The sequence below is a fragment of the Caballeronia grimmiae genome, assembly GCF_000698555.1.
Taxonomy (GTDB): Bacteria; Pseudomonadota; Gammaproteobacteria; order Burkholderiales; family Burkholderiaceae; genus Caballeronia; species Caballeronia grimmiae.
Map to the genome: position 1 here is coordinate 236,352 of NZ_JFHE01000003.1, position 22,582 is coordinate 258,933.

At 63.0% G+C, this 22,582-nt stretch carries 26 protein-coding genes; 11 read left to right on the plus strand and 15 right to left on the minus strand.

The genetic code is table 11. The features are described from left to right. Window positions 1–73 precede the first annotated feature (73 nt). Window positions 74–2,017 carry a molecular chaperone HtpG gene (htpG, locus tag BG57_RS05425; RefSeq protein WP_035960750.1) on the plus strand — a complete coding sequence of 648 codons (1,944 nt, stop codon included), beginning with the start codon at window positions 74–76 and terminating at the stop codon, window positions 2,015–2,017. A 57-nt stretch (window positions 2,018–2,074) separates the two neighbouring features. On the opposite strand, the gene BG57_RS05430 is transcribed toward htpG, so the two are convergent. Further along, window positions 2,075–2,332, minus strand: coding sequence for a hypothetical protein (locus tag BG57_RS05430; RefSeq protein WP_035960751.1), 258 nt, complete (start codon window positions 2,330–2,332; stop codon window positions 2,075–2,077). Window positions 2,333–2,460: 128 nt separating this feature from the next. Between BG57_RS05430 and BG57_RS05435 the strand changes: the two genes are divergently transcribed. The 6 genes from BG57_RS05435 (at window position 2,461) to BG57_RS05460 (ending at window position 7,766) form a co-directional block, all read left to right on the plus strand. Beyond that, entirely contained in the window at window positions 2,461–3,102 is a 642-nt protein-coding gene (locus BG57_RS05435) for a chorismate--pyruvate lyase family protein (RefSeq protein WP_035961160.1), read from the plus strand. Next, entirely contained in the window at window positions 3,099–3,605 is a 507-nt protein-coding gene (locus BG57_RS05440; RefSeq protein WP_035960752.1) for a DNA-deoxyinosine glycosylase, read from the plus strand. Before BG57_RS05435 ends, BG57_RS05440 begins: the two co-directional genes overlap by 4 nt. Continuing rightward, entirely contained in the window at window positions 3,574–4,473 is a 900-nt protein-coding gene (locus tag BG57_RS05445; protein WP_035960753.1) for a class I SAM-dependent methyltransferase, read from the plus strand. The genes BG57_RS05440 and BG57_RS05445 overlap by 32 nt, the downstream gene beginning before the upstream one ends. A gap of 276 nt (window positions 4,474–4,749) precedes the next feature. Continuing rightward, window positions 4,750–4,998: a DUF3311 domain-containing protein gene (locus BG57_RS05450; RefSeq protein ID WP_035960754.1), complete on the plus strand. Its 249-nt coding sequence runs from the start codon at window positions 4,750–4,752 to the stop codon at window positions 4,996–4,998. After that, the gene (gene mctP / locus BG57_RS05455; RefSeq protein ID WP_035961165.1) at window positions 4,998–6,548 is read left to right on the plus strand and encodes a monocarboxylate uptake permease MctP; all 1,551 of its coding nucleotides are present in this window, start codon (window positions 4,998–5,000) and stop codon (window positions 6,546–6,548) included. The genes BG57_RS05450 and mctP overlap by 1 nt, the downstream gene beginning before the upstream one ends. A gap of 123 nt (window positions 6,549–6,671) precedes the next feature. Continuing rightward, entirely contained in the window at window positions 6,672–7,766 is a 1,095-nt protein-coding gene (locus tag BG57_RS05460; RefSeq protein ID WP_035960758.1) for an FUSC family protein, read from the plus strand. A 24-nt stretch (window positions 7,767–7,790) separates the two neighbouring features. Here the strand turns inward: BG57_RS05460 and BG57_RS05465 are convergent, their stop codons facing one another. From BG57_RS05465 to BG57_RS05500, 8 genes are all read right to left on the minus strand, one after another. Continuing rightward, window positions 7,791–8,252: a VOC family protein gene (locus tag BG57_RS05465; protein ID WP_052005637.1), complete on the minus strand. Its 462-nt coding sequence runs from the start codon at window positions 8,250–8,252 to the stop codon at window positions 7,791–7,793. 165 nt (window positions 8,253–8,417) lie between these two features. Next, entirely contained in the window at window positions 8,418–9,371 is a 954-nt protein-coding gene (gene tal, locus BG57_RS05470) for a transaldolase (RefSeq protein WP_035960759.1), read from the minus strand. A gap of 214 nt (window positions 9,372–9,585) precedes the next feature. Beyond that, window positions 9,586–9,831 (minus strand): energy transducer TonB, encoded by a 246-nt coding sequence (locus BG57_RS05475; RefSeq protein ID WP_035960760.1) that lies wholly within the window; start codon window positions 9,829–9,831, stop codon window positions 9,586–9,588. 72 nt (window positions 9,832–9,903) lie between these two features. After that, window positions 9,904–11,112: a benzoate/H(+) symporter BenE family transporter gene (locus BG57_RS05480; protein ID WP_052005638.1), complete on the minus strand. Its 1,209-nt coding sequence runs from the start codon at window positions 11,110–11,112 to the stop codon at window positions 9,904–9,906. Between the two features lie 19 nt (window positions 11,113–11,131). Next, the gene (locus BG57_RS05485) at window positions 11,132–12,307 is read right to left on the minus strand and encodes a vWA domain-containing protein (protein ID WP_035960761.1); all 1,176 of its coding nucleotides are present in this window, start codon (window positions 12,305–12,307) and stop codon (window positions 11,132–11,134) included. Window positions 12,308–12,332: 25 nt separating this feature from the next. Beyond that, window positions 12,333–12,923 (minus strand): GNAT family N-acetyltransferase, encoded by a 591-nt coding sequence (locus BG57_RS05490; RefSeq protein ID WP_035960762.1) that lies wholly within the window; start codon window positions 12,921–12,923, stop codon window positions 12,333–12,335. A gap of 33 nt (window positions 12,924–12,956) precedes the next feature. Beyond that, window positions 12,957–13,799, minus strand: a complete 843-nt coding sequence (locus BG57_RS05495) for an AAA family ATPase (protein WP_035960764.1) — start codon at window positions 13,797–13,799, stop codon at window positions 12,957–12,959. 37 nt (window positions 13,800–13,836) lie between these two features. Beyond that, the gene (locus tag BG57_RS05500; RefSeq protein ID WP_035960765.1) at window positions 13,837–14,103 is read right to left on the minus strand and encodes a hypothetical protein; all 267 of its coding nucleotides are present in this window, start codon (window positions 14,101–14,103) and stop codon (window positions 13,837–13,839) included. A gap of 117 nt (window positions 14,104–14,220) precedes the next feature. Between BG57_RS05500 and BG57_RS05505 the strand changes: the two genes are divergently transcribed. Then, complete coding sequence (locus tag BG57_RS05505) at window positions 14,221–14,586, plus strand: c-type cytochrome (RefSeq protein ID WP_035960766.1); 366 nt, start codon at window positions 14,221–14,223, stop codon at window positions 14,584–14,586. 112 nt (window positions 14,587–14,698) lie between these two features. After that, window positions 14,699–15,079 carry a c-type cytochrome gene (locus BG57_RS05510; protein ID WP_035960768.1) on the plus strand — a complete coding sequence of 127 codons (381 nt, stop codon included), beginning with the start codon at window positions 14,699–14,701 and terminating at the stop codon, window positions 15,077–15,079. A 69-nt stretch (window positions 15,080–15,148) separates the two neighbouring features. Here the strand turns inward: BG57_RS05510 and BG57_RS05515 are convergent, their stop codons facing one another. The 3 genes from BG57_RS05515 to rsxB are packed head-to-tail and all read right to left on the minus strand — an operon-like array spanning window position 15,149 to window position 17,104. Continuing rightward, entirely contained in the window at window positions 15,149–15,580 is a 432-nt protein-coding gene (locus BG57_RS05515) for a DUF1841 family protein (RefSeq protein ID WP_035960771.1), read from the minus strand. Between the two features lie 52 nt (window positions 15,581–15,632). Next, complete coding sequence (gene nth, locus BG57_RS05520; RefSeq protein WP_035960774.1) at window positions 15,633–16,277, minus strand: endonuclease III; 645 nt, start codon at window positions 16,275–16,277, stop codon at window positions 15,633–15,635. Continuing rightward, on the minus strand, window positions 16,274–17,104 hold the full coding sequence (gene rsxB, locus BG57_RS05525) for an electron transport complex subunit RsxB (RefSeq protein WP_035960776.1): 831 nt from the start codon (window positions 17,102–17,104) through the stop codon (window positions 16,274–16,276). Before rsxB ends, nth begins: the two co-directional genes overlap by 4 nt. Before the next feature lie 328 nt (window positions 17,105–17,432). Here rsxB and BG57_RS05530 point away from each other — a divergent pair, with 328 nt between their 5' ends. Further along, complete coding sequence (locus BG57_RS05530) at window positions 17,433–18,065, plus strand: TetR/AcrR family transcriptional regulator (RefSeq protein WP_035960777.1); 633 nt, start codon at window positions 17,433–17,435, stop codon at window positions 18,063–18,065. Window positions 18,066–18,157: 92 nt separating this feature from the next. On the opposite strand, the gene BG57_RS05535 is transcribed toward BG57_RS05530, so the two are convergent. After that, window positions 18,158–19,429, minus strand: a complete 1,272-nt coding sequence (locus BG57_RS05535) for a polyhydroxyalkanoate depolymerase (protein WP_035960778.1) — start codon at window positions 19,427–19,429, stop codon at window positions 18,158–18,160. Between the two features lie 307 nt (window positions 19,430–19,736). Further along, window positions 19,737–21,602: a glycoside hydrolase family 15 protein gene (locus tag BG57_RS05540; RefSeq protein ID WP_035960780.1), complete on the minus strand. Its 1,866-nt coding sequence runs from the start codon at window positions 21,600–21,602 to the stop codon at window positions 19,737–19,739. Between the two features lie 328 nt (window positions 21,603–21,930). On the opposite strand from BG57_RS05540, the gene BG57_RS05545 reads away from it, so the two are divergent. Beyond that, a complete protein-coding gene (locus BG57_RS05545; RefSeq protein WP_035960782.1) occupies window positions 21,931–22,179 on the plus strand; it encodes a hypothetical protein in 249 nt (82 codons plus the stop codon). A 177-nt stretch (window positions 22,180–22,356) separates the two neighbouring features. Here BG57_RS05545 and BG57_RS31430 read toward each other — a convergent pair whose 3' ends face one another. Next, window positions 22,357–22,509 carry a DUF3096 domain-containing protein gene (locus tag BG57_RS31430; protein ID WP_075583087.1) on the minus strand — a complete coding sequence of 51 codons (153 nt, stop codon included), beginning with the start codon at window positions 22,507–22,509 and terminating at the stop codon, window positions 22,357–22,359. Between the last annotated feature and the right edge of the window lie 73 nt (window positions 22,510–22,582).

Sequence of the window (22,582 nt, forward strand, 5' to 3'; positions counted from 1 at the left end):
AATTCGCCGGGCAGCGCCACGCGAGCCCGGCGGCGTGACAGCATTGACGACACCCAACTTAGAGGACCCGACCATGGCGCAAGAAACCATGAGCTTTCAGGCGGAAGTGAAGCAGCTTCTGCACCTGATGATCCATTCGCTGTACAGCAACAAGGAAATTTTCCTGCGCGAGCTGATTTCGAACGCGTCCGACGCCGCCGACAAGCTGCGTTTCGAGGCCATCGAGAACAGCGCGCTGTACGAGAACGATCCCGAACTGCGTATCCGCATTTCGTTCGACAAGGCCGCGCGCACCGTCACCATCGACGACAACGGCATCGGCATGAGCCGCGACGAGGCCATTTCGCATCTCGGCACCATCGCGCGTTCGGGCACGAAGGAATTCTTCTCGAAGCTCTCGGGCGACCAGCAGAAAGATGCTGCGCTGATCGGCCAGTTCGGCGTGGGCTTTTACTCGGGCTTCATCGTCGCGGACAAGATCACGGTCGAGACGCGCCGTGCCGGTCTGCCGGCGAACCAGGGCGTGCGCTGGACGAGCGCGGGCGAGGGCGACTTCGAGATCGAGGACATCGAGCGCGCGCAACGCGGCACGACCATCACGCTGCATCTGCGCGCGGACGAGGACGAACTGCTGTCGTCGTATCGACTGAAGTCGATCATCCAGAAGTATTCGGACCACGTCGCGCTGCCCATCCTGATGAAGAAGGAAGAATGGGACGCCGAGAAGAGCGAGATGGTCGAGAAGGACGAATGGGACGCCGAGAAGAGCGAGATGGTCGAGAAGGACGAGGACGAGACCGTCAATCAGGCGAGCGCGCTGTGGACGCGCCCGAAGAACGACATCACGGACGAGCAGTACAAGCAGTTCTATCAGCACATCTCGCACGATCACGACGAACCGCTCGCATGGACGCATAACCGCGTCGAAGGCCGCAGCGAGTACACGCAACTGCTGTATGTGCCGAAGCATGCGCCGTTCGATCTGTGGAACCGCGAGCATCGCGGCGGCCTCAAGCTGTACGTGAAGCGCGTCTTCATCATGGACGATGCCGAGCAGTTGCTGCCGGCGTATCTGCGGTTCGTCAAGGGCGTGGTCGATTCCGCCGATCTGCCGCTTAACGTCTCGCGCGAAATCCTGCAGGAAAGCCGCGACGTAAAGGCGATTCGCGAAGGCGTGACCAAGCGCGTGCTGTCGATGCTGGAAGAGATCGCGACTTCGTCCGCCGAAGCGACGGAAGACGCCGACAAGCAGAAGTATCAGACCTTCTGGAACGAGTTCGGACAGGTGCTGAAGGAAGGCATCGGCGAGGACTTCAGCAATCGCGAACGCATCGCGAAGCTGGTGCGCTTTGCATCGACGCATAACGACAGCGACGCGCAGAACGTATCGCTCGCCGAATACATCTCGCGCATGAAGCCCGAGCAGACGAAGATCTATTACGTCACCGCCGACAACTGGCAGGCCGCTAAGAACAGCCCGCATCTGGAAGTGTTCCGCAAGAAGGGCGTCGAAGTGCTGCTGATGACGGATCGCGTCGACGAGTGGATGCTGTCGTTCCTGAACGAGTTCGACGGCAAGCCGCTGGCGAGCGTCGCACGCGGCGATCTCGACCTGGGCGCGCTCAACGACGAGGAGAAGCAGCAGCAGGAGAAGATCGGCGAAGACATGAAGCCGCTCGTCGAGAAGATGAAGGAAGCGCTCGAAGGCAAGGCGAAGGACGTGCGGCTTACGTTCCGCCTGACGGATTCGCCGAGTTGCCTGGTCGCCGACGAGGGCGACATGAGCGGTTACTTGCAGCGCATGTTGAAGGCGGCCGGGCAGAAGGCGCCGCAGGCGGAGCCGATTCTGGAGGTGAACCCGGATCATCCGCTGGTGAAGGCGCTCAAGGCCGACGACGCGAATTTCAGCGACTGGTGCCATCTGCTGTTCGATCAGGCGATGCTGGCGGAGGGCGGAGTGCTCGAAGATCCGGCTAGCTTCGTGAAGCGGACGAACGCGTTGTTGCTGGCGCGTTGAGTCGCTAGCGGGTGAGTTTGTTGCGTAACGCGCCGCCGGGAGACCGGCGGCGCGTTTTTATTTGCTCGTGCGGTCCTTGTTGGACTGAGCGAGCACTGATGCGGCGAGTGTCTTCGTCTCTTGCGAGTATTTGTTGCTGTGGAGCACTTCGCTTGCCTTATGCTCCATGTTGCCGCTGGTCTGCTTGGCCGAATGCGATTGGGCAAGTGCCGACGCGGCAAGGCTCTTCGCGGTCGCGGAAGCCTTCGGGTCATGCAGCGTTTTGCTGGCAAGGTGAGCGACTTTCTTCGATGTCTGCTTCGTATTGTTCGTCATTGACGTTCCTCGTTGTGTCTCTTGGATAGCCGGCGTCAAACACTGCGCGGCTTCCACAGTCTCGTGCGCGAAGTCTCCAGTCACCATACGATTTTTCCGAATCGCGACCCGGTCCTATAATGGCCGCCATGTCGATCCCCAACGATCCTGTCGACCACCACTGGCGCGCCACACCGCTCCCGTCCTTCAGCGCCCATCAGAAGGACTGGCTAACGCGCACCGGCTCGCTCACCGCTCACTTGCATACGCTCGGCGCGGTCACCGTCGATGTCACGCGCGAAGCCGTCGATACACCCGGGCAGGACGAATGGCGCGCACTCGGCGTCACGCCTCGGACGCCGGTCTGGACACGCGAAGTGGTGCTAAAGGTCGATGACGTCCCGTTCGTCGTCGCGCATAGCATCGTCGCGCTGTCGGACAGCAACGGCGTGTGGCAGTCGATACGCCGTCTTCGCACCCGACCGCTCGCTGAACTGCTTTATAGCGACAGCAGCGTGTCACGCTCGATCCTCGTCAGCCGCGTGCTGACCGCGCGGCATCCGCTTCATCGGCTGGCGATCGGCCAGGCCGATGCGAGCCACGCACTCGCCGCGCGCCGATCCATTTTCGTGCGTCACGGCGCCCCGCTGATGGTCACCGAATGCATGCTCGATGCGCTCTGGCGCAAGCTCGCCGCATCGCATGGCGAGCGGCACCATCGCGAACATGCGCGTGCTCTGGAACATCTCGCTTCACATGCGAAGCGCGCCGTGCGTGAGGAAGCAAAATGAAGCTCACGGGCTTTCCGCCGATCGGCGGCCGCGCGACGCACACGCTCATCCTCGGCAGTTTCCCTGGCGTCGCATCGCTCGCGGCGACGCAGTATTACGCGCATCCGCGCAATCAGTTCTGGCGGCTCGTCGGCGCGGCCATCGACGAACCGCTGCACGAACTCGCCTATGAAGATCGGCTCGCGCGCCTGACCGGACACGGCATCGGCCTGTGGGACGTGCTCGCCGCGTGCGATCGCGAAGGCAGTCTCGACAGCGCCATCCGCAATGCCTCCCCGAACGACTTTGCGGCGTTCCACGAGCGCTTCCCGATGCTGCGCAAGGTGTGCTTCAACGGCAAGACATCGGGCAAGTTCGCGCCCGTGATCGCCGCGGCGGGCTACGCGACGCTCGTGTTGCCGTCGTCGAGTCCGGCCAATGCTATCCTCTCGTTCGACCAAAAATTGCGCATCTGGCGCGACATCCTCACCCATGACGAATCTGATCAAGCGCGCGTCGGCTGAAGCCCGCGCGTTCGGCCGCAAGAAAGAAAGCGGCAAGCAAGCCCGCCGTAACAAGCAAGACGACGATGACCTCGCCAACGCACCGCGCATCGACGCGCCGCGCAAGCCGCGCTTCGCGCCGGTCACGTTCTCGGAAGAGGGTGGCGTGCGCTTCCTGCACTTCGGCACCGAATGGGTTCAGGGCGCCATGCGTCTGAGAAAGCCCGATCACATCGAACTCGAATACGCGCAGCAGATGATGGCGTGGCTGCTGTTCATCGAAACGCCCGAACGCATCGTGCAACTGGGTCTCGGCGCGGCGGCGCTCACGAAGTTCTGTTATCGCTTTTTGAAGCGCGCGAAGGTGGAAGCGGTCGAATTGAATCCGGCCGTCGTCATCGCGGCGCGCGCGATGTTCGAACTGCCGTACGACGATGCGCGCCTCACCGTCACCGAGCGCGATGCGTGGGAGTTCGTCAACGACCGCGCGAATCACGGCACGATCGGCGCCCTGCAGATCGACATCTACGACGCCACCGCACGCGGTCCCGTGCTCGACAGCGTGTCGTTCTATCGCGCGTGCAAGGCGTGTCTCACGCCTGAAGCGGGCGTCGTGACCATCAACCTGTTCGGCGATCATCCGAGCTTCGTGCGCAACATGCGTCATCTGAACGAGGCGTTCGATCGTCGCGTGATCGCGTTGCCCGAAGTGCACGACGGCAATCGTGTCGCGCTCGCGTTCGCCGGCCCCGCGCTCGACGTGCCGTTCGCCGCATTGCAGGAACGCGCGAAGCTGCTTGAAGCGCAACTCGGCCTGCCCGCGCGCAAGTGGGTGAAGGGCCTCATCGAAAGCGCCGGTGTCCCGGCGAAGGGTTCGTTCACCATCTGAGCGCGTCGGCGAACACGCACACGAGCAGGGCGCGAATCCCGTTACAAAGGCCTTTCACATAAGGAGAATGGTCGGGATTCCCCCTGCTTGACCGTGTTTTGGCGGTCCCTATACTCCTCCTGTTATTTCCGAGCGCTTTCAGCGGCGTGTCTGCCCGCCTGCTGCCGGCCTTGTCGGCCACGGCTTCAGAAGCGCATGCTCAAAACGAATCAAACAACTTGCATGGGACCGGAGTAACGGGGCACGCCCGCTCTGGCCCGCCAGGGGAGAACGGTCATGGCTGCCGATCCAAGCCGCACAGGACAACCGCGCAACAAACATTGGCTCTGGCTTCTGATCCTTCCGTGGATCGGCGTCGTCTGGGTGCCGTTCTACAACAAGGTCGAGCCGGTGCTCTGGGGCTTTCCGTTCTTCTACTGGTATCAGCTCTTGTGGGTGCTGATCAGCGCAGTCATCACGGCTGTCGTCTATAAGAAGACCAAGGCGCTGCCTTCGGGCCGTGCGCCCCAGGGAGGTGCGCGATGATGAACGCCACCGCAACCTTCGTCTTCGTCCTGTTCTTCGTCGGCGTGACGATACTCGGCTTCATCGCCGCCCACTGGCGCAAGGGCGACCTTGCCCAGCTCGATGAATGGGGCCTCGGCGGCCGGCGCTTCGGGACCATCGTCACGTGGTTCCTGCTCGGCGGCGACCTCTACACCGCCTATACGTTCGTCGCGGTGCCTGCGCTCGTGTTCGGCGCGGGCGCGACGGGCTTCTTCGCGCTGCCGTACACCATCCTGATCTATCCGTTCGCGTTCGTCGTGTTTCCGAAGCTGTGGAGCATCGCGAAGCGTCACGGCTATGTGACCGCCGCCGACTTCGTCCACGCTCGATACAACAGCCGCATGCTCGCGCTGGCGATCGCGGTGACGGGCATCGTCGCGACGATGCCTTACATCGCGCTGCAGCTCGTCGGCATCGAAGTGGTGATCGGGGCGCTCGGCTTCAGCACGCAGGGCTTCGTCGGCGATCTGCCGCTGATCATCGCGTTTGCGATTCTCGCCGCGTACACGTACACGTCGGGGCTGCGCGCGCCCGCGATGATCGCGGTCGTCAAGGACGTGCTGATCTATATCACCATCATCGCCGCGATGATCGTGATCCCGGCGCAGCTCGGCGGCTTCGGGCACATCTTCGGTTCGGTGCCGCCCGCGAAGCTGCTCCTCAAGGCGCCGGACGCGGCGAGCCTCAACGGCTACAGCGCGTACGCGACGCTCGCGGTCGGTTCGGCGCTCGCGCTCTTCCTGTATCCGCATTCGGTGACGGCGATTCTCTCGTCGAATTCGGGCAATACGATCCGCCGCAACATGTCGCTGTTGCCCGCGTACTCGCTCGTGCTCGGCCTGCTCGCGCTGCTCGGCTACATGGCGCTCGCCTCGGGCGTGAAGGACATGCCGGAGTACGCCTCGTACTTCAAGGCGTACGGTGCGAACTTCGCGGTGCCGGCGCTGTTCCTGCACTACTTTCCGTCATGGTTCGTGGGCGTGGCGTTCGCGGCCATCGGCATCGGCGCGCTGGTTCCGGCGGCGATCATGTCGATCGCGGCGGCGAATCTCTATACGCGCAACGTGCATCGCGAGTTCGTCAATCGCTCGATGACGCCCGAGCAGGAAACCAACGTCGCCAAGCTGGTATCGCTGATCGTGAAGGTCGGCGCGGTCGTGTTCATCCTCGCGCTGCCGCTCACCTACGCGATCCAGCTGCAACTGCTCGGCGGCATCTGGATCATTCAGACGCTGCCCGCGCTCGTGCTTGGCCTTTACACGCGCGTGCTGGATCATCGCGGACTGCTGATCGGCTGGGCGGTGGGCATCGCCTCGGGCACGTGGATGGCGGTATCGCTGCAACTGAAGGGCTCGATCTTCACCGTGCACTTCTTCGGCTATGCGGTGCCGGGCTATGCGGCCGTGTGGGCGCTGATCATCAACCTGATCGTGTCGATCGCGATCAGCGTGCTCGTGCGGGTGCTCGGCCTCAAGCGCTCGGACGACCGCACGCGGCCGGAAGATTATCTGGACGTCGTGGAGAACTGATCGCGCGCTGGCATGACGCGGCATCGCGTCTGCTACGCTAACGCCCGTAATGGCCATCGGCCGTTGCGGGCGTTTTGCCTTCAGGCAATCGTTCGGACACGCACTCATCGACGCGAGCGAATCATGGCTTCATCGACATCGGCGTCATTGCGCAAAGGGCGCGCGAAGCGGCTGTGGCACGGCCTCATGTCGCCGTTCTTCCGTTACCGGCACGCGAAGCTGATTCATGCGGTGCGCGTCGCGCTCGGCATGGCGACGTCGTTTCTCGTCACCACGGGCATCGACGTGCCGCATGGCGTGTGGGCGTCCGTGTCGCTGATCGTCGTGATCGGCGGATTGCAGCACTATGGCAACATCCGCAAGAAGGCGGCGGAACGGGCGATCGGCACGGCGCTCGGCGCTGCGATCGGGCTCGCGCTGATAATCGTGCATATGCTGTTCGGCTCGCTCATGCTGTTCTTCCTGCTGATGTCGGCGATTGCCGGCGCATGCGCTTATTACGCCATCGGCAAGGCGGGCTACGTGGCGCTGCTGACGGCGATCACGATGGTCATCGTCGCCGGCCACGGCGATTCCCCGTTCGATGTCGGCCTGTGGCGCACGGCGAACGTGCTGATCGGCATTGCGATCGCGCTGGCGTTTTCCTTCGTGCTGCCGCAATACGCGACGTATTCATGGCGCTATCGCCTCGCCGACAACCTGCGCGAATGCGCGCGTCTGTATGGCGCGCTGCTGGACGGCAAGCCGCTGATCGCCGAAGAAACCACGCGCCGCTTTCTCGTGATGAGCCAGCGGCTCGTGCAGTCACGCGCGCTGATGGATTCGGTCGCGAAGGAAACGGGCGTGCCGCTCGCACGGCTCGAGGAAATACAGCGGCTGCATCGCTCGATACTCGCGGCGCTCGAGATGCTCGTCACGTCGCTGCCGGAGGCGTCGCGCGACAGGAACGGCTTCGCGCTCGATTGCACGCCACGGGAACTGGAAGCGCGGCACACGCTCTTGCAGATGGCGCGGGCGCTTCGCTTCGGGCGCGTCGGCCTGCTTTACGCGGGCGTGGATGCAATGGCGAAAAAAGAAGGCGGGGAAGGGGAATCGACGCAGCAGGGCATGCATTGGCTCGCGATGCGTTTCAACGAGCAGGTGGACCGCTTGCGGCTGCGTCTGAGTGAAATTGAACGGCAGTGGAACATCGAAGGCGCGCGGCCGTTCAACGGCTGACGCGCCTCGCAAATTGTGCTGCGCTTACGGCTGCTCGGGTGCGGCCGGCGCTTGTTTGGCGTCTTCGGCAACCTCGACCGCGTTCACCACGTTGATGAGCCAGGGCACGCCGAAACGGTCCTTGAGCATGCCGAAGCCCGCCGTGAAGAACGTGGATTGCCACGGCGTAATGACCGTGCCGCCTTCGCTCAGGATGTTGAACGTGCGCTCGCCGGATTCGGCGTCGTCAGCGGCGATGGAAAACGTGAAGCCGTGATATTCCTTCGGCGGTTGCCCGAACTGGCCGTCCGAGACCATGACCTCGCTGGAACCGAGGCTGAACATGGCGTGCATGACCTTGTCGTGCCATTCGGCCGGCACGTTGGCGGCGTCGGGCGTGTCCCGGAAACGGATCAGCGTATCGATCTGAGCGCCGAACGCGGCTTGATAGAGCGCGAGCGCCTCAGCGCAATTTCCGTTGAAGAAAACGTAGGTATCCAGCTGCATGACTGACTTCTCCGAGCTTGGCGGAGTCCCGCCAAAGCATCAAAGTCTATTGCAACCGGATGCGCTGCCAGCGCTGAAACAGTCAATTTATGTCGCGCGCCACTGAAAGACACAGTTTCCGTGGTTGTGCGCGAAGGGCGGGCGCATGGCGCGCCCGCCGGGCCATTACTGCAGCGCGGTAATCAGCTTTTCCAGCTTGATCGCATCGGCGGCGAATGCGCGGATGCCTTCAGCCAGCTTTTCCGTCGCCATCGCGTCTTCATTCAGGAGGAAGCGGAAGGTCGGCTCGTCGACGCCAATCTTCTCGATATTCTCGTTCGCCACCGCTTCCGGCGAGAGCTTGCGCTCGACCTTCTCGTCGCTGTCGGCGAGTTTCTTCAGCAGATCGGGGCTGATCGTCAGCAGATCGCAGCCCGCCAGTTCGATAATCTGGCTGACGGTGCGGAAGCTCGCGCCCATCACCTCGGTCTTGTAGCCGAACTTCTTGTAGTACGCGTAGATGCGGCGCACCGACTGCACGCCCGGATCGTTCGCGCCGCCGTTCTTCACTTCGTCCCATTCAGCGCCGGCGGACTTCTTGTACCAGTCGTAGATTCGGCCGACGAACGGCGAAATGAGCTGCGCGCCCGCATCCGCACAGGCAGCGGCCTGCGCGAGCGAGAAGAGCAGCGTCATGTTGCAGCGGATGCCTTCCTTTTGCAGCACTTCAGCCGCGCGGATGCCTTCCCACGTCGACGCCAGCTTGATCAGCACGCGCTCGCGCTTGATTCCGGCGTTCTCGTACAGCTTGATGATCTCGCGGCCCTTGTCGATCGACGCCTTGGTGTCGAACGACAGACGTGCGTCCACTTCGGTCGAGACGCGCCCCGGCACGATCTTCAAGATTTCGGTGCCGAACGCGACGAGCAGGTGATCGATGATCTGGCCCATCGGCTTGCCGGCGTGCTCCTTCACGGTCTTCTCGAGCAGCGGCTTGTAGTCGTCCTTCTGAACGGCCTTCAGGATCAGCGACGGATTGGTCGTCGCGTCCTGCGGCTTGAACTGGATGAATTGCTGGAAGTCGCCCGTATCGGCGACGACCGTGGTGTATTGCTTGAGCTGGTCGAGAGCGGATGTCATGTCGATTCGTCGGCGCAGTGCGCCTTGTCAGAGTGCGGTAGCCCGCGGGTTGTCCTCGATCGCGATGCCGCGCAGCATGCTGCCACGCGCGGTTCGCCCTTGAAGCGATTCCATTATTCTAGTCCCGGGCAGGCAAACTGCGCTGGGTGCGGCTGATTCGACCGGGCGCGCGGCGTCGCGTTCCCCGTGCGCGGCGCGCCGGTCAGCCGCCCGGTCAGTCGACGGCGTACGCCAGCTCGTGCCAGCGGCGAACCGTGCCCGAGCCCAACTGCCCGCGCGCGAAGCGCATCTTGCGGACTTCTTCAAGCGCGTGGGCGTCCTTTGCGGCATCGCCGCAGCTCATTTTCAGGACGACGTCCTGAACGTGCCCGGCGTCGTCGAGCAGGACGCGGACGATCGTTTTACGTTTCTGCGCGCCGGACGGCGCGGTGCGCGCCAGCAGTTTGTCGATCAAAGCCATGATGAAATGCCAAAAGCGGTTGCATGAGCACGGCCGAAGCAAGCCCGGCCGGCTCCCGCATTGTAGGCCGCGTCAGCGTCGCCAGGCGTTCAGCACGACATGCGTGACGACGCCCGCGACCAGGCCCCAGAACGCCGAGCCGATCGACAGCAGCGTGAGTCCCGAGGCCGTCACCATGAACGTGACGAGCGCCGGTTCGCGCTGGCGGGCGTCGTGCATCGCGTTGGCGAGGCCGCTCATGATCGAGCCGAATAGCGCGAGCGCCGCGACTGAGACGACGAGCGCCTTCGGGAAGGCCGCGAAGAGCGCGGCGATCGTTGCGCCGAAGGTGCCCGCGAGCAGATAGAAGATGCCGCACCAGACCGCGGCCGTATAGCGCTTGTCGCGGTCGTCGTGTGCTTCGCGGCCCGTGCAGATGGCCGCCGTGATCGCCGCGAGATTCACGCCATGCGAGCCGAACGGCGCAAGTACGAGCGACGCGATGCCGGTCGTCGAAATGAGCGGCGCGGAAGGCGTCGCGTAGCCGTCGGCGCGCAGCACGGCGATGCCCGGCACGTTCTGCGAGGCCATCGCGACGACAAAAAGCGGCACGCCGATGCTGACGGTCGCCGCGAGCGAGAACGCGGGCATCGTGAAAACGGGATGCGCGAGCGCGACGTGAAAGTGCGAGAAGTCGAGCAAGCCGAGCGCACCCGCAACCGCCACGCCCGCGAGCAGCGTTGCCGGAATCGCGTAACGCGGGGCGGCGCGTTTGCCGGCGAGATACGTGAAGAACATCGTCAGCACCAGCGCCGTCTGATGCTCCGCCGCACGAAAAATCTCGATGCCGATCTCGAACAGGATGCCCGCCAGCAACGCCGCCGCGATGCCCGCCGGAATGCGCTTCATCAGCGTGTCGAACCAGCCGGTGAGGCCGACCGCCGTCAGCAGCGCCGCGCAGACGATGAACGCGCCGATCGCCTCCGCATACGGCACGTTCGGCAGCGACGACACGAGAAGCGCCGCGCCCGGCGTCGACCACGCGACGACGATCGGCGCGCGATACCGCAGCGACAGTCCGATCGTGCAGAGCGCCATGCCCATCGACAGCGCCCAGATCCACGAAGAGATCTGCGCGCCGGTCAGATGCGCGGCCTCGCCTGCCTGGAACATCAGCACGAGCGAACTGGTGTAGCCGGTCATCATCGCGACGAAGCCGGCGACGATGGCGGACACGGACGTATCGGAGAAAGGGCGAAGCGGGGCGCGCACGGCGTGCGCGCCGGAAGGCATGGCTTTCATGCGGAGTCGTGGTGGTGGATTACTTGGACAGCGCGCGCATCGCGCTTTCGAGGCCGGCCATCGTGAGGGCGTACATGCGGTTGCCGAGCACGTGACGGATCGCCGATATGGACTGACGATATTCCCACAGACGCTCCGGCTCGGGATTGAGCCACGCGTGATGCGGGAACTGATCCGCGAACCGGCGCAGCCACACGGCGCCCGCTTCGGCGTTGTTGTATTCGACGGAGCCGCCGGGCTGCAGGACTTCGTAGGGGCTCATGGTCGCGTCGCCGACGAAGATCAGTTTGTAGTCCGGCGTGAACTTGTGCAGCACGTCGAAAGTCGGCGTGCGCTCGGTGTGGCGGCGGCGGTTGTTCTTCCACAGATAGTCGTAGACGCAGTTGTGGAAGTAATAGAACTCGAGGTGCTTGAATTCGGCTTTCGCGGCGGAGAAAAGCTCTTCGACGCGCTTGATGTGGTCGTCCATCGAGCCGCCGACGTCCAGCAGCATCAGCACTTTCACGTTGTTGTGACGCTCGGGCACCATCTTGAGATCGAGCCAGCCGGCGTTTGCCGCCGTGCTGCGGATGGTGTCGGGCAGGTCCAGCTCTTCCGCCGCGCCTTCGCGGGCAAAGCGGCGCAAGCGGCGCAGCGCGACCTTGATATTACGTGTGCCGATTTCGACCTGATCGTCGTAATCGCGATACGCCCGCTCGTCCCACACTTTCACGGCCGTGCGATTCCCCGCCGATTCCCCGCCGATGCGGATGCCTTCCGGGTTGTAGCCGCCATGTCCGAACGGCGACGTGCCGCCGGTGCCGATCCACTTGTTGCCGCCTTCGTGACGCTCTTTCTGCTCGTCCATCAGTTCCTTGAGGCGCTCCATCAGCTTGTCGATACCGCCGAGCGCCTCGATGCGCTTCTTTTCTTCCGCCGTGAATTCGCGCTCGAGCCGCTTCTTCAGCCAGTCGAGCGGAATGTCGAAGGCTTCGTCGGGCAATTGCGTCACGCCATGAAAGTACGCGCCGAACGCGCGATCGAACTTGTCGAAGTACTTCTCGTCCTTCACGAGCGTCATGCGCGCGAGGAAGTAGAACTCGTCGAGGGAAGGGGAAATGACCTGCGCTTTCAACGCTTCGAGCAGCGTCAGGTATTCCTTCACCGACACGGGCAGCTTCGCGTCGCGCAGCGAGTAGAAGAAGTCGATCAGCATGGCGCGCTCCCCTTGGCGACGTGAATCAGCGGTCCAGCCGATGCTTCAGATGCGCGCGCACCGCCGGCCATTCCGATTCGATGATCGAGAACACGACCGTATCGCGATACGCGCCGTCCTTGCCGATCTGGTGATTGCGCAGGATGCCGTCCTGTTTCGCGCCGAGCCGCGCGATAGCCGCGCGCGACTGGTGGTTCATGAAATGCGTGCGGAACTCGACGGCGATCGCCTTCAGTCGCTCGAACGCATGGCCGAGCAACAGCAGTTTCGCTTCGGTGTTGAGCGCGGTGCGCTGCACGCGCTTCGCGTACCACGTATGCCCGATTTCCAGCCGCCGATGCGCCGCTTCGACATTGAAGTACCGCGTCGAGCCGACGACATCGCCGCTCTTCGGATCGATGACCGCGAACGGATGCGCGCCGAGCCGCTCGCGCATGTCGATGGCCGCGTCGATGTAGGCGCGCGCCGTATCGGGCGAGGGCACGCTCGTGTACCAGAGCTTCCACAATTCGCCATCGGCGGCTGCGCTTGCCAGCGCCGCTTCGTGCTCGGCGGTCAGCGGCACCAGCTTGACGTGCTCGCCTTCGAGCGTGACGGGTTCGATCCAGCGGCTCATGCTTCGCGGTTCCTTTTGGTGGTCGATGAACGATCAGCGGTTATTGCGGTTCATGAAGAGCAGGCGTTCGAACAGCGCGACGTCCTGCTCGTTCTTCAGCAGTGCGCCGTGCAGAGGCGGGACGATCTGCTTCTCGTCCGGCGAGCGCAGCGCTTCGGGCGGAATGTCTTCGGCGAGCAGCAGCTTGAGCCAGTCGAGCAACTCGGACGTCGACGGCTTCTTCTTCAGGCCCGACACGTTGCGCAGTTCGAAGAAACTCTGCATCGCGGCGGCCAGCAGGTCCTGCTTGATGCCGGGGAAGTGCACGTCGACGATGGTCTTCATCGTCGCGGCGTCGGGGAACTTGATGTAGTGGAAGAAGCAGCGGCGCAGGAACGCGTCGGGCAGCTCCTTCTCGTTGTTCGAGGTGATGATGACGAGCGGCCGATGCTTCGCCTTCACGAGCTCGCGCGTCTCGTAGACGTAGAACTCCATGCGGTCGAGCTCGCGCAGCAGATCGTTCGGGAATTCGATATCGGCCTTGTCGATTTCATCGATCAGCAGGACCGACTGCTCCTCCGACTCGAACGCCTGCCACAGCACACCCTTGACGATGTAATTGCGAATGTCTTTCACGCGCTCGTCGCCGAGTTGCGAATCGCGCAGGCGGGAGACGGCGTCGTATTCGTACAGGCCCTGCTGCGCCTTGGTCGTCGATTTGATGTGCCACTGCAGAAGCGGCATGCCGAGCGCGCCGGCCACTTCCTCCGCGAGCATGGTCTTGCCGGTGCCGGGTTCGCCCTTGATGAGCAGGGGCCGCTGAAGCGTCATCGCGGCGTTCACCGCGAGCTTGAGGTCGTCGGTTGCGACGTACTGCGATGAGCCTTCGAAGCGCATGACGAAGATCCGGTGAGGAAAAAAATCCCAGTATAAGTCAGAAGCCCTTTCCCGATGGACGGCTCACGGCTATCGTTGCAGCCTCGTTCGGAACGATGCACACGGCTTGCTGACGCTTGGTCAGGTAGGCGAAGAACAGATCGGGAAGAGGCGAATTGTCGCAGGCGCGGCGTGCGTCTTTCAGCCGTTTCCCATTGCCATCGCGGCTTTGCGACTGTCTCCGATAATGGACGGTGCCGAGGTCGCGCGGTACAATTAGCCCGATTTTTTTGGCCTGCGCGGCCAGCCCGCGGCCATCGGACACGGTCGGACCTCGTCGGACACACGATCGGCCGCTCAAGAAACAGCGTGGAAGGCAGTGCGCTCGGCGCGGGCCGCGCCTTCGGAGCGCCGGATTTCCCCTCATGCTAGGTTAGAAGCTATGAACAATTTCGTCGGCAAATGTGCCGTGATTGCAGCGCTGTCGGGTCTTGCCGGCTTCGCGACCCAGGCGTCGGCGGACGTCGTGGGCAACGCAAAGGCCGCGCAGGGCAAGGTGGCGATGTGCATCGGCTGCCACGGCATTCCCGGCTATCGCACGGCATACCCCGAGACCTACGAAGTGCCGATGCTCGGCGGCCAGAACGCGCAGTACATCGCCAACGCGCTGCACGCGTACAAGAAGGGCGACCGCCATTTCGACACGATGCGCGCCATCGCGGTGACGCTGTCGGATCAGGATATCGCCGATATCGCCGCGTACTACGCCGCGCAAACGCCCGAATCGAAAAACAATCCCGACAAGTGATCCTCGTTACACGGATACGCGGCTCGAAGCGCATCCGGCAACGCGGGGCAGCGACTACATTGCATCGGGCAGGGTCATGCGTTCAAGCGGAACCCGGCCGACAGGAGAATTCATGAAGCCCTCTCAGGCACTTCAATCCAGCTTCAAGGCAGCATGCGCGGCGGCGGCGTTCATCGGCATGGCGGCGCTGAACACGGCGCACGCAGCCGACGCCGGCAACGGCAAGGCGCTCTCCGACAGCCACAACTGCGCGGCCTGTCACGGCCCGAATCTGAACAAGCCGGTGAGCGGCGAGTATCCGAAGCTCGCGGGTCAGCACGCGAGCTACATCTACTGGGCGCTGCGCCAGTATCAGATGGGCAACGGCAACCCGAACTTCGGCCGAAACAACGCGATCATGTCGGCGCAGGTCCAGAACCTGTCGCAGAGCGATCTGAAAGACCTCGCGGCTTATATCGAATCGCTCGATGGCAGCCTCGTGCTGAAGAAGTAAGCGCGGTCCGGTTGCACGCAGAGACGAAACACCCCGCATCGAGCGGGGTGTTTTCATTTGGAGCGATGCTTAGTCTTTCGAAGCACGGCGTTCGATGAGCGCGAGATAGGCATCGGTATCCGGCGGCGTGTTGCTGCGTTGCGCTTCCCAGATCACTTGTCCGAGACATTCCATGATCGCGTGCTGGGCATCGTGCGCCGAGCCGAGCCGCGCGGCCAGCCTGTCGTGCGCGCGGCGGATGCCGGGCGGCTGATCGATCGACAACTGCTCGCTGATGGCGAGATGCATCGACAGATGCAGGAAGGGATTCGTGCGGCCGGCGTCGGGCGAGTAGTCGGCCTGGCGGGCGTCGGGATCGGCGAGTTCGGTCTGATATTCGGGGTGCTCGCGAATCCAGTCGGCGGCCATGCTTTCGAGCGGCGTCAGAATCTCGCCGGCGCGCTCCTTACGCCACGTTTCGGTGAAGAACTGGCGGACTTCGTCGCGGCTAGGGTTGAACATAAGCGATTGATTCCATTGCGGCATTCAAGCCGGTATTGTAGCGGGCCGCCGCTTATTCGACCGGCGCGGGCGTCTTCGGACGATACTCGCAAAGCGGCTCGATCGCGCAATGCCAGCACTCGGGCACGCGTGCCTTGCAGATGTATCGGCCATGCAGGATCAGCCAGTGATGTGCGTCCTGGAGGAACTCCTCCGGCACGTTCTTTTCAAGCGCCGTTTCCACTGCGCGTACGTCCTTGCCGGGCGCGAGCCCCGTGCGATTCGCGACGCGGAAGATATGCGTATCGACGGCGATGGTCGGTTGACCGAACGCAACGTTCAGCACGACATTCGCCGTCTTTCTTCCGACGCCGGGCAGCGCTTCGAGCGCCTCGCGATTGTCGGGCACTTCGCCGCCGTACTGGTCGACGAGCATGCGGCACGCGGCGATCACGTTCTTCGCCTTCGTGCGATAGAGCCCGATCGTGCGGATATATTCCGTCACGCCTGCTTCGCCGAGCGCGAGGATGGCCTCGGGCGTGTTCGCGACCGGAAACATCTTGCGCATCGCCTTGTTGACGGAGACATCGGTGGCTTGCGCCGACAGCATCACGGCGATCAGCAGTTCGAACGGAGTCGTGTACTCCAGCTCGGTCTTCGGATGCGGATCGAGGCTTTGCAGCGTTTCGAAGATGGCGCGTCGCTTCTTGGCGTTCATCGGGGTTTGTTCGTGTCGCTCGATGCGTTGCCGGGGTCGCTCACGCCCAGGCGGCGACGGCGTTCTTCCGCTGCGTCGATCTGCGCCTGCACGGCCGCGCTCACGTGCTCGGTGTTCTTCGGGCCGGCGCCGAGCTTCGCCAATTCTTCTTTCTTCTTGCGGGCGCGCTCCATCGCGGCCTGGATGATCGCGCGTTTTTTGGCTTCGGCGTCGTCGTTCGATGCGGTGGCTTGCGTGACTTCCGTGGCTTCGGGCGCCGTCTGCGCCGAGCGCGACGCCTGCCGCGCCGACGCCCGCGCTTCCGCTTCGACGCGTTCACGTTCGATGCGCGCGATGCGCCGGTCGTGCCGCGTGCGGGCCGCATCGGCCTGTTCCTGAGTCCACGCGTCCCAGCCGGTGGCGTCGCCGGTGACGGGAATCATCGCAATGCAATCGACCGGGCAGGGCGGCACGCACAGATCGCAACCCGTGCACAGTTCCGCGATGACCGTATGCATCTGCTTGGCCGCGCCCGCGATGGCATCGACGGGACACGCCTGCATGCACAGCGTGCAGCCGATGCAGATGTTCTCGTCGATGACGGCGAGCGGCCGCGGGCGCTCCACGCCATGCGTGGTGTCGAGCGGAATCACCGGCTTGCCGAGCAATGCGGCAAGGCGTGCGGCGCCTTCTTGACCGCCCGGCGGGCACTGGTTATAGCTCGCCTCGCCGGCGGCGATGGCATCGGCGTAAGGCCGGCAGGCCGGATAGCCGCACTTGGTGCATTGCGTCTGCGGCAGCAGGTCTTCGATGCGCTCTGCGAGCGTCTTGGAATGGATGGCGGTCACGTGGGGTTGCGCGATGGCGAATTAAGCAGAGGACTCGAGGCAAAAACACATGCGAGCGACGGCGCCTGTTTGGGAAGCATTTCCGGCGGCATCGGCGCGCAGGGTTTAATGCTTCAGACGTCATTATCGCCGAAGTCCGCAACCGTCTGCGCAGGTGGCCCTTCATCCCAATTGCCAATGCCGTTGTGATGTGCGCATAATCGAACCGCTTTATCGTTTGACCGCAGGACGGTGTTCCCCAATAACTTGGCGCGCCCGTTCACGTCATGTACCCAATGCGGGCCGCGTGACGCATATCCGGACAACGCGGCTCCCGACTCATGCCACCATGAATCAGCCGAAAATCAAAAGAGATCCTGAAGGAACCCGCCGCCGTATCCTGCTTGCCGCTGCGGAGGAGTTTGCAGCGGGCGGCCTGTTTGGCGCGCGTGTGGATCAAATCGCCCGGCGGGCGGAGACCAATGAGCGCATGCTGTATTACTACTTCGGTAGCAAGGAGCAGCTATTCACAGCCGTGCTGGAGCATGCGTTCAGCGCGCTGGTCGAGGCGGAGCGATCGCTCGATCTCGAAGGCGTCGCGCCCATCGAGGCAATGACGCGGCTCGCGCATTTTGTTTGGGATTACTATCGCGATCACCCCGAACTGCTGCGTCTGGTCAACAATGAAAACTTGCACGAAGCGAGATATATCAAGGCATCGAATCGGACGCGCGAGCTGATTTCGCCTGTCGTCGAAACGCTCACGAACATTCTCGAACGTGGGCAAAAAGCCGGACTGTTTCGCACCGATGTGGATCCGCTGAAGTTCTATATCACGCTGTCGGGGCTTGGGTATTACATCGTGTCGAATCGTTTCACCCTGGAGGCGACCTTCGGCCTGGATTTCAGCGAGGCCACGCAGCGCGAACAGATGGTGAAAATGAATACGGAATTGCTGCTTGCCTATTTGACGCGTCGCTGAAACGCTGCGCCGGAGGGCAGAAAAAAACGTCGCGCCTTACAAAAGGCGCGACGTTTTCATTTGAAGAAATGGAATCGGTACCTAAACCGAAATCACGCAGGAACCGCTTCGGTCTTCGGCGATTTGTCGTGTTCGAGAATGAACTCGCGCAATTGCGGATACACCATCGTGCGCCAGCGCCGGCCCGAGAAAATGCCGTAGTGGCCGGCCTTTTCCGCCGTGAAATGACGCTGATTCTTTTGCGGAATGCCTGTGCACAGGTCGTGCGCGGCGCGCGTCTGGCCGCTGCCGGAGATGTCGTCGAGTTCGCCTTCGATCGTGAAAAGCGCCGTGTTCGTGATGTCCTGCGGGCGCACCGGCTCGCCGTTGACTTCCCACGTGCCTTCGGCCAGACGGAATTCCTGGAACACGACGCGAATCGTCTCCAGGTAATACTCGGCGGCCATGTCGAGCACGGCGTTGTATTCGTCGTAGAACTGGCGATGCTGTTCGGCGTCGTCATCGTCGCCGCGCAGCAGGTTTTGATAGAAGTCCCAATGCGCGGTCAGATGGCGCTCGGGATTCATCGCGACGAAGCCCGCATGCTGCAGAAAGCCGGGATACACCTTGCGGCCCACGCCCGGATAGTTCGCCGGCACCGTGTAGATGACGTTGTTCTCGAACCATTCGTAGGAGTGCTCGCTCGCGAGCGAGTTGACCGATGTCGGGCTGCGGCGCGCGTCGATCGGGCCGCCCATCATGGTCATCGTGCGGGGCGTGGCTTCGCCGCGGCTCGCCATCAGCGAGATCGCGGCGAGCACCGGCACGGTCGGCTGACACACGGAAATGACGTGCAGGTCCTTCGCGCCGATGTGGCGGATGAACTCCTGAATATATTCGACGTAATCGTCCAGATGGAACCCGCCGTTCTCGATCGGCACCATGCGTGCGTCGAGCCAGTCGGTGATGTACACCTTGTGGTCCTGCAACAGTGTGCGCACGGTATCGCGCAGCAGCGTCGAGTGATGGCCGGACAGCGGCGCGCACACGAGCACGATCGGCTCGTCCTTCAGCTTGGTGACGGTCGCGCTGTCGTCGGCGAAGCGCTTGAAGCGCAACAGCCGGCAGAACGGCTTCTCGACGACCGTCTGCTCGACGATCGGAATGTTATGACCGTCCTTGACGATCTGATGGATGCCGAATTCGGGTTTCTCGTAGTCCTTGCCGAGCCGGTAGAGCAGTTCATAGCCGGCGGCGAAGCGCGTGGAGCCGGGAACGTAGGCGAGGGGGCTGGCCGGATTCACGAACGACTTCGACGCGGCCTGGGCCCATGCGGTGAGGGGAGACAGCATGGCCCGCTGAAATTCGTGGATTTGGTAAAGCATTTTCGCCCCAATGACTTCGGTACGTACCGGTCTGCCCGCCGAACCCGTTTGCTGCTTTCGGACTCGACGGCGATCAAAAAATCCTCGCGGCGCGGCGGCTTTCCCGCGCTGCCAGGTGCAAAGGTGCTGCCGCCATACGGCTAGACTGGCGGAAAGATCAACGAAAAGAAAGATTTTCCGCCCATTAACCTGTCAGTACAACCATACGGTAGAAATTGCAAGCTTTCTCGCAACACATTGTTGCATTGCATCAATTTTAACGGCGGTATGGCCTTCCGCCAATGAAAACAATCGCTTGCATCGATTCTTAGTCTTTTGCGGCGGCGGCATCGACGGCGACGTCCGCTTCCGCATCCTCCGATGTCGACGGCCGGCCGGTCGCCTTCGCCATGCCTTCCTCGTGACGCATCAAGTTCATTCCTGTATGCACCAGTGCAACATGCGTGAACGCCTGCGGAAAATTGCCGACCATGCGTTTCGCCACCGTGTCGTACTCCTCCGAGAGCAGGCCCACATCGTTGGCCAGCCCGACGAGGCGTTCGAACATCGTGTACGCTTCCTCGAGCCTTCCTTGCAGCGCCAGATTGTCGACAAGCCAGAAGCTACAAGCCAGAAACGTGCCTTCTCCAGGCGGAAGACCGTCCGCCACCTCGGTAGTGTGGTAACGCTTGACGAGGCCATCGTGCGTCAGATCGGTCTCGATCGCATGTACGGTGCCGGTCACACGCGGATCATCGGGCGGCAAAAAGCCTAGAAGAGGGATGAGCAGCAAGCTCGCGTCGAGCGCATCGCCGTGATAGGTCTGCACGAACGAGTTCATCTGCGCATTCCAGCTTTTCACGCAGACGTCCGCGTGAATCCGGTCGCGCATTTCGCGCCAGTGGTCGATGGGCCCGTGCAGGTTGAACTTCTCCGCCGAGCGGATCGTGCGGTCGTAGGCGACCCACGCCATCACTTTCGAGAACGTGAAGTGCTGGCGCCCGCCGCGCACTTCCCAGATGCCTTCGTCGGGTTCCTGCCAGACGGTGTCGAGATGCCGAAGCAGCGCGCACTGGATGGACCACGCGGTATCGTCGCTTTGCAGGCCGCCGACGCGCGCCAGATGCAGCGCATTCATCACTTCGCCATAGACGTCGAGCTGCAACTGCTCGACCGCGCCGTTGCCGATGCGAACGGGCTGCGCGCCTTCGTAGCCCGGCAGCCACGGAACCTCCCATTCGGCCAGCCGACGCTCCCCCGCGATGCCATACATGATCTGCACCTGCGACGGCGAGCCGGCCATCGCGCGCCCGAGCCATGCGCGCCAGGCGCGGGCTTCGTCGTAATAGCCGCCGCGCATCAGCGCGAGCAGGGTGATGGTGGCGTCGCGCAGCCAGCAATAGCGATAGTCCCAGTTGCGCGTGCCGCCGAGTTGTTCCGGCAGCGATGTTGTCGGCGCGGCGACGATGCCGCCCGTTGGCTCATAGGCGAGCGCCTTGAGCGTGATGAGCGAACGGCGGATTGCGCCGGCCCAGCGGCCCTTCACTTCGCCTTGCGCGGCCCATTCGCGCCAGTGATTTTCAGTGCGAGCGAGTTGCGTGTGCGGATCGTGCGCGGGCGGCAGACGCAAATGCGACTGCGAATAGCACAGCGAGAACGGCACGCGCTCGCCGGCGCTGACATCGAAGCAGGCGGTCGTGCGCATGTTTTCGCCGACGAGTTCGACCGGCGTGCGCAGCACCGCGAGGTCCGGGCCGGCGATCGCGCGGATGCCGCTGTCGTTCGACAGCCGGCACACCCACGGCACCACCGATCCATAGTCGAAGCGCAGAACCAGTTCCATCTTCATTTGTACGGTGCCGCGCTTGCCGACGACGATCCGCACCAGTTCCGAATGACCGTTGCGCGCCGGCATGAAGTCGACGACCGTGACGGCGCCCTGCGGCGTTTCGAAGTCGGTTTCGAGGATGAGCGTGTCGTCGCGATAGCGGCGGCGCGTAACCGGAGATTCGCCATCGGGCATCGATGGCGCGAGCAGCCATCGACCGTGCTCGGGCGTGCCAAGCAGGGCGGCGAAGCATGCGCCGGAGTCGAAGCGCGGCCAGCAAAGCCAGTCGACGGAGCCGTCGCGGGCGATGAGAGCAGCGGTGTGGCCGTCGCCGACCATGGCGTAGTCTTCGATTAGTGCGGGCATAAGCTGACGTCTTCTGGCGTGCGGCGCGCGATGCGCCGGATGGACGGGAACGCCGCGCGATTTCAATGGCGTGGCGAGAAGCGCATGTGCATGTGGCCGCATTCTGCCGCAATCGTTCGTGGCGAGCAGAAAACGTGACGTTCGCGCGCTGTGCGGCCCGACGCGACACCAAGTGCGACGGCGTGCCGCGCCTCGTTGGCGGATAAAGGCTAGGCATGCGCCGATGCCGCGGTTGATAAAAATATTGCCTGATGTTTGAATGAAAGCTCGTGTAAGGCCAGCGCGCCTTCTCTCTCATCGTTGCACGCGTTTCGAGGAATAGATCTCCATGCTCAATCCGTCGAAAGCTGACTGCATCGCCATTCTTTCCGCCGCAAGCGGTGTGCGCGACAGCGACGCCTTGCTTGCACTCGATCACAAACGGCTCGGCCTTTCCCGCAACGCGATGGACACCACCGCGATTTTTCTCACCGAGCGCGGATGTTTCCACCGCTACAGCTTCGGCGCGAGCGGCGTGTCGGTCGGGGCGTTGTCGCTGCAAGGCCGCTTGCGGCTGGATCAACTCGCGAACGGTTAAACCACGTCGCTGCCGCTCGTAAAAGACAGGCGGCGTATCGCTGACTTTCATCTGCAAACGCACGCGTGCGGACTCACCGCTCGCGTGCGTTTTCGCTTTCAGTCTGAAGGAAAGACGCGTGCGCGGAACCGTCAGCGCAAATCGGCGTCACAGGGCAACGTGTGCTGTCAACGTGTGCTATAGATGGGCCGCACCCGAACCGAACAAGCCGATCAGCCCGATGACGATCAGATAGATCGCCACGATGAAGTTGAGCAGCCGCGGCATCACGAGGATGAGAATGCCCGCGATCAGCGATACGACCGGTCCGAGGCTCAGGTGAATGTTCATCGCGTCAGTTCCTTTTGTTCGTTCGAGTTATGCGGTCTGTCTGTCGCGTCCCGCTTGCGATTCGCGCGGTCCG

Excerpts from the sequence above, each read along its gene's own strand:
- htpG (WP_035960750.1), top strand. The coding sequence starts at position 74 with ATGGCGCAAGAAACCATGAGCTTTCAGGCGGAAGTGAAGCAGCTTCTG.
- BG57_RS05430 (WP_035960751.1), bottom strand. The coding sequence starts at position 2,332 with ATGACGAACAATACGAAGCAGACATCGAAGAAAGTCGCTCACCTTGCC.
- BG57_RS05435 (WP_035961160.1), top strand. The coding sequence starts at position 2,461 with ATGTCGATCCCCAACGATCCTGTCGACCACCACTGGCGCGCCACACCG.
- BG57_RS05440 (WP_035960752.1), top strand. The coding sequence starts at position 3,099 with ATGAAGCTCACGGGCTTTCCGCCGATCGGCGGCCGCGCGACGCACACG.
- BG57_RS05445 (WP_035960753.1), top strand. The coding sequence starts at position 3,574 with ATGACGAATCTGATCAAGCGCGCGTCGGCTGAAGCCCGCGCGTTCGGC.
- BG57_RS05450 (WP_035960754.1), top strand. The coding sequence starts at position 4,750 with ATGGCTGCCGATCCAAGCCGCACAGGACAACCGCGCAACAAACATTGG.
- mctP (WP_035961165.1), top strand. The coding sequence starts at position 4,998 with ATGAACGCCACCGCAACCTTCGTCTTCGTCCTGTTCTTCGTCGGCGTG.
- BG57_RS05460 (WP_035960758.1), top strand. The coding sequence starts at position 6,672 with ATGGCTTCATCGACATCGGCGTCATTGCGCAAAGGGCGCGCGAAGCGG.
- BG57_RS05465 (WP_052005637.1), bottom strand. The coding sequence starts at position 8,252 with ATGCAGCTGGATACCTACGTTTTCTTCAACGGAAATTGCGCTGAGGCG.
- tal (WP_035960759.1), bottom strand. The coding sequence starts at position 9,371 with ATGACATCCGCTCTCGACCAGCTCAAGCAATACACCACGGTCGTCGCC.
- BG57_RS05475 (WP_035960760.1), bottom strand. The coding sequence starts at position 9,831 with ATGGCTTTGATCGACAAACTGCTGGCGCGCACCGCGCCGTCCGGCGCG.
- BG57_RS05480 (WP_052005638.1), bottom strand. The coding sequence starts at position 11,112 with ATGAAAGCCATGCCTTCCGGCGCGCACGCCGTGCGCGCCCCGCTTCGC.
- BG57_RS05485 (WP_035960761.1), bottom strand. The coding sequence starts at position 12,307 with ATGCTGATCGACTTCTTCTACTCGCTGCGCGACGCGAAGCTGCCCGTG.
- BG57_RS05490 (WP_035960762.1), bottom strand. The coding sequence starts at position 12,923 with ATGAGCCGCTGGATCGAACCCGTCACGCTCGAAGGCGAGCACGTCAAG.
- BG57_RS05495 (WP_035960764.1), bottom strand. The coding sequence starts at position 13,799 with ATGCGCTTCGAAGGCTCATCGCAGTACGTCGCAACCGACGACCTCAAG.
- BG57_RS05505 (WP_035960766.1), top strand. The coding sequence starts at position 14,221 with ATGAACAATTTCGTCGGCAAATGTGCCGTGATTGCAGCGCTGTCGGGT.
- BG57_RS05510 (WP_035960768.1), top strand. The coding sequence starts at position 14,699 with ATGAAGCCCTCTCAGGCACTTCAATCCAGCTTCAAGGCAGCATGCGCG.
- BG57_RS05515 (WP_035960771.1), bottom strand. The coding sequence starts at position 15,580 with ATGTTCAACCCTAGCCGCGACGAAGTCCGCCAGTTCTTCACCGAAACG.
- nth (WP_035960774.1), bottom strand. The coding sequence starts at position 16,277 with ATGAACGCCAAGAAGCGACGCGCCATCTTCGAAACGCTGCAAAGCCTC.
- BG57_RS05530 (WP_035960777.1), top strand. The coding sequence starts at position 17,433 with ATGAATCAGCCGAAAATCAAAAGAGATCCTGAAGGAACCCGCCGCCGT.
- BG57_RS05535 (WP_035960778.1), bottom strand. The coding sequence starts at position 19,429 with ATGCTTTACCAAATCCACGAATTTCAGCGGGCCATGCTGTCTCCCCTC.
- BG57_RS05540 (WP_035960780.1), bottom strand. The coding sequence starts at position 21,602 with ATGCCCGCACTAATCGAAGACTACGCCATGGTCGGCGACGGCCACACC.
- BG57_RS05545 (WP_035960782.1), top strand. The coding sequence starts at position 21,931 with ATGCTCAATCCGTCGAAAGCTGACTGCATCGCCATTCTTTCCGCCGCA.
- BG57_RS31430 (WP_075583087.1), bottom strand. The coding sequence starts at position 22,509 with ATGAACATTCACCTGAGCCTCGGACCGGTCGTATCGCTGATCGCGGGC.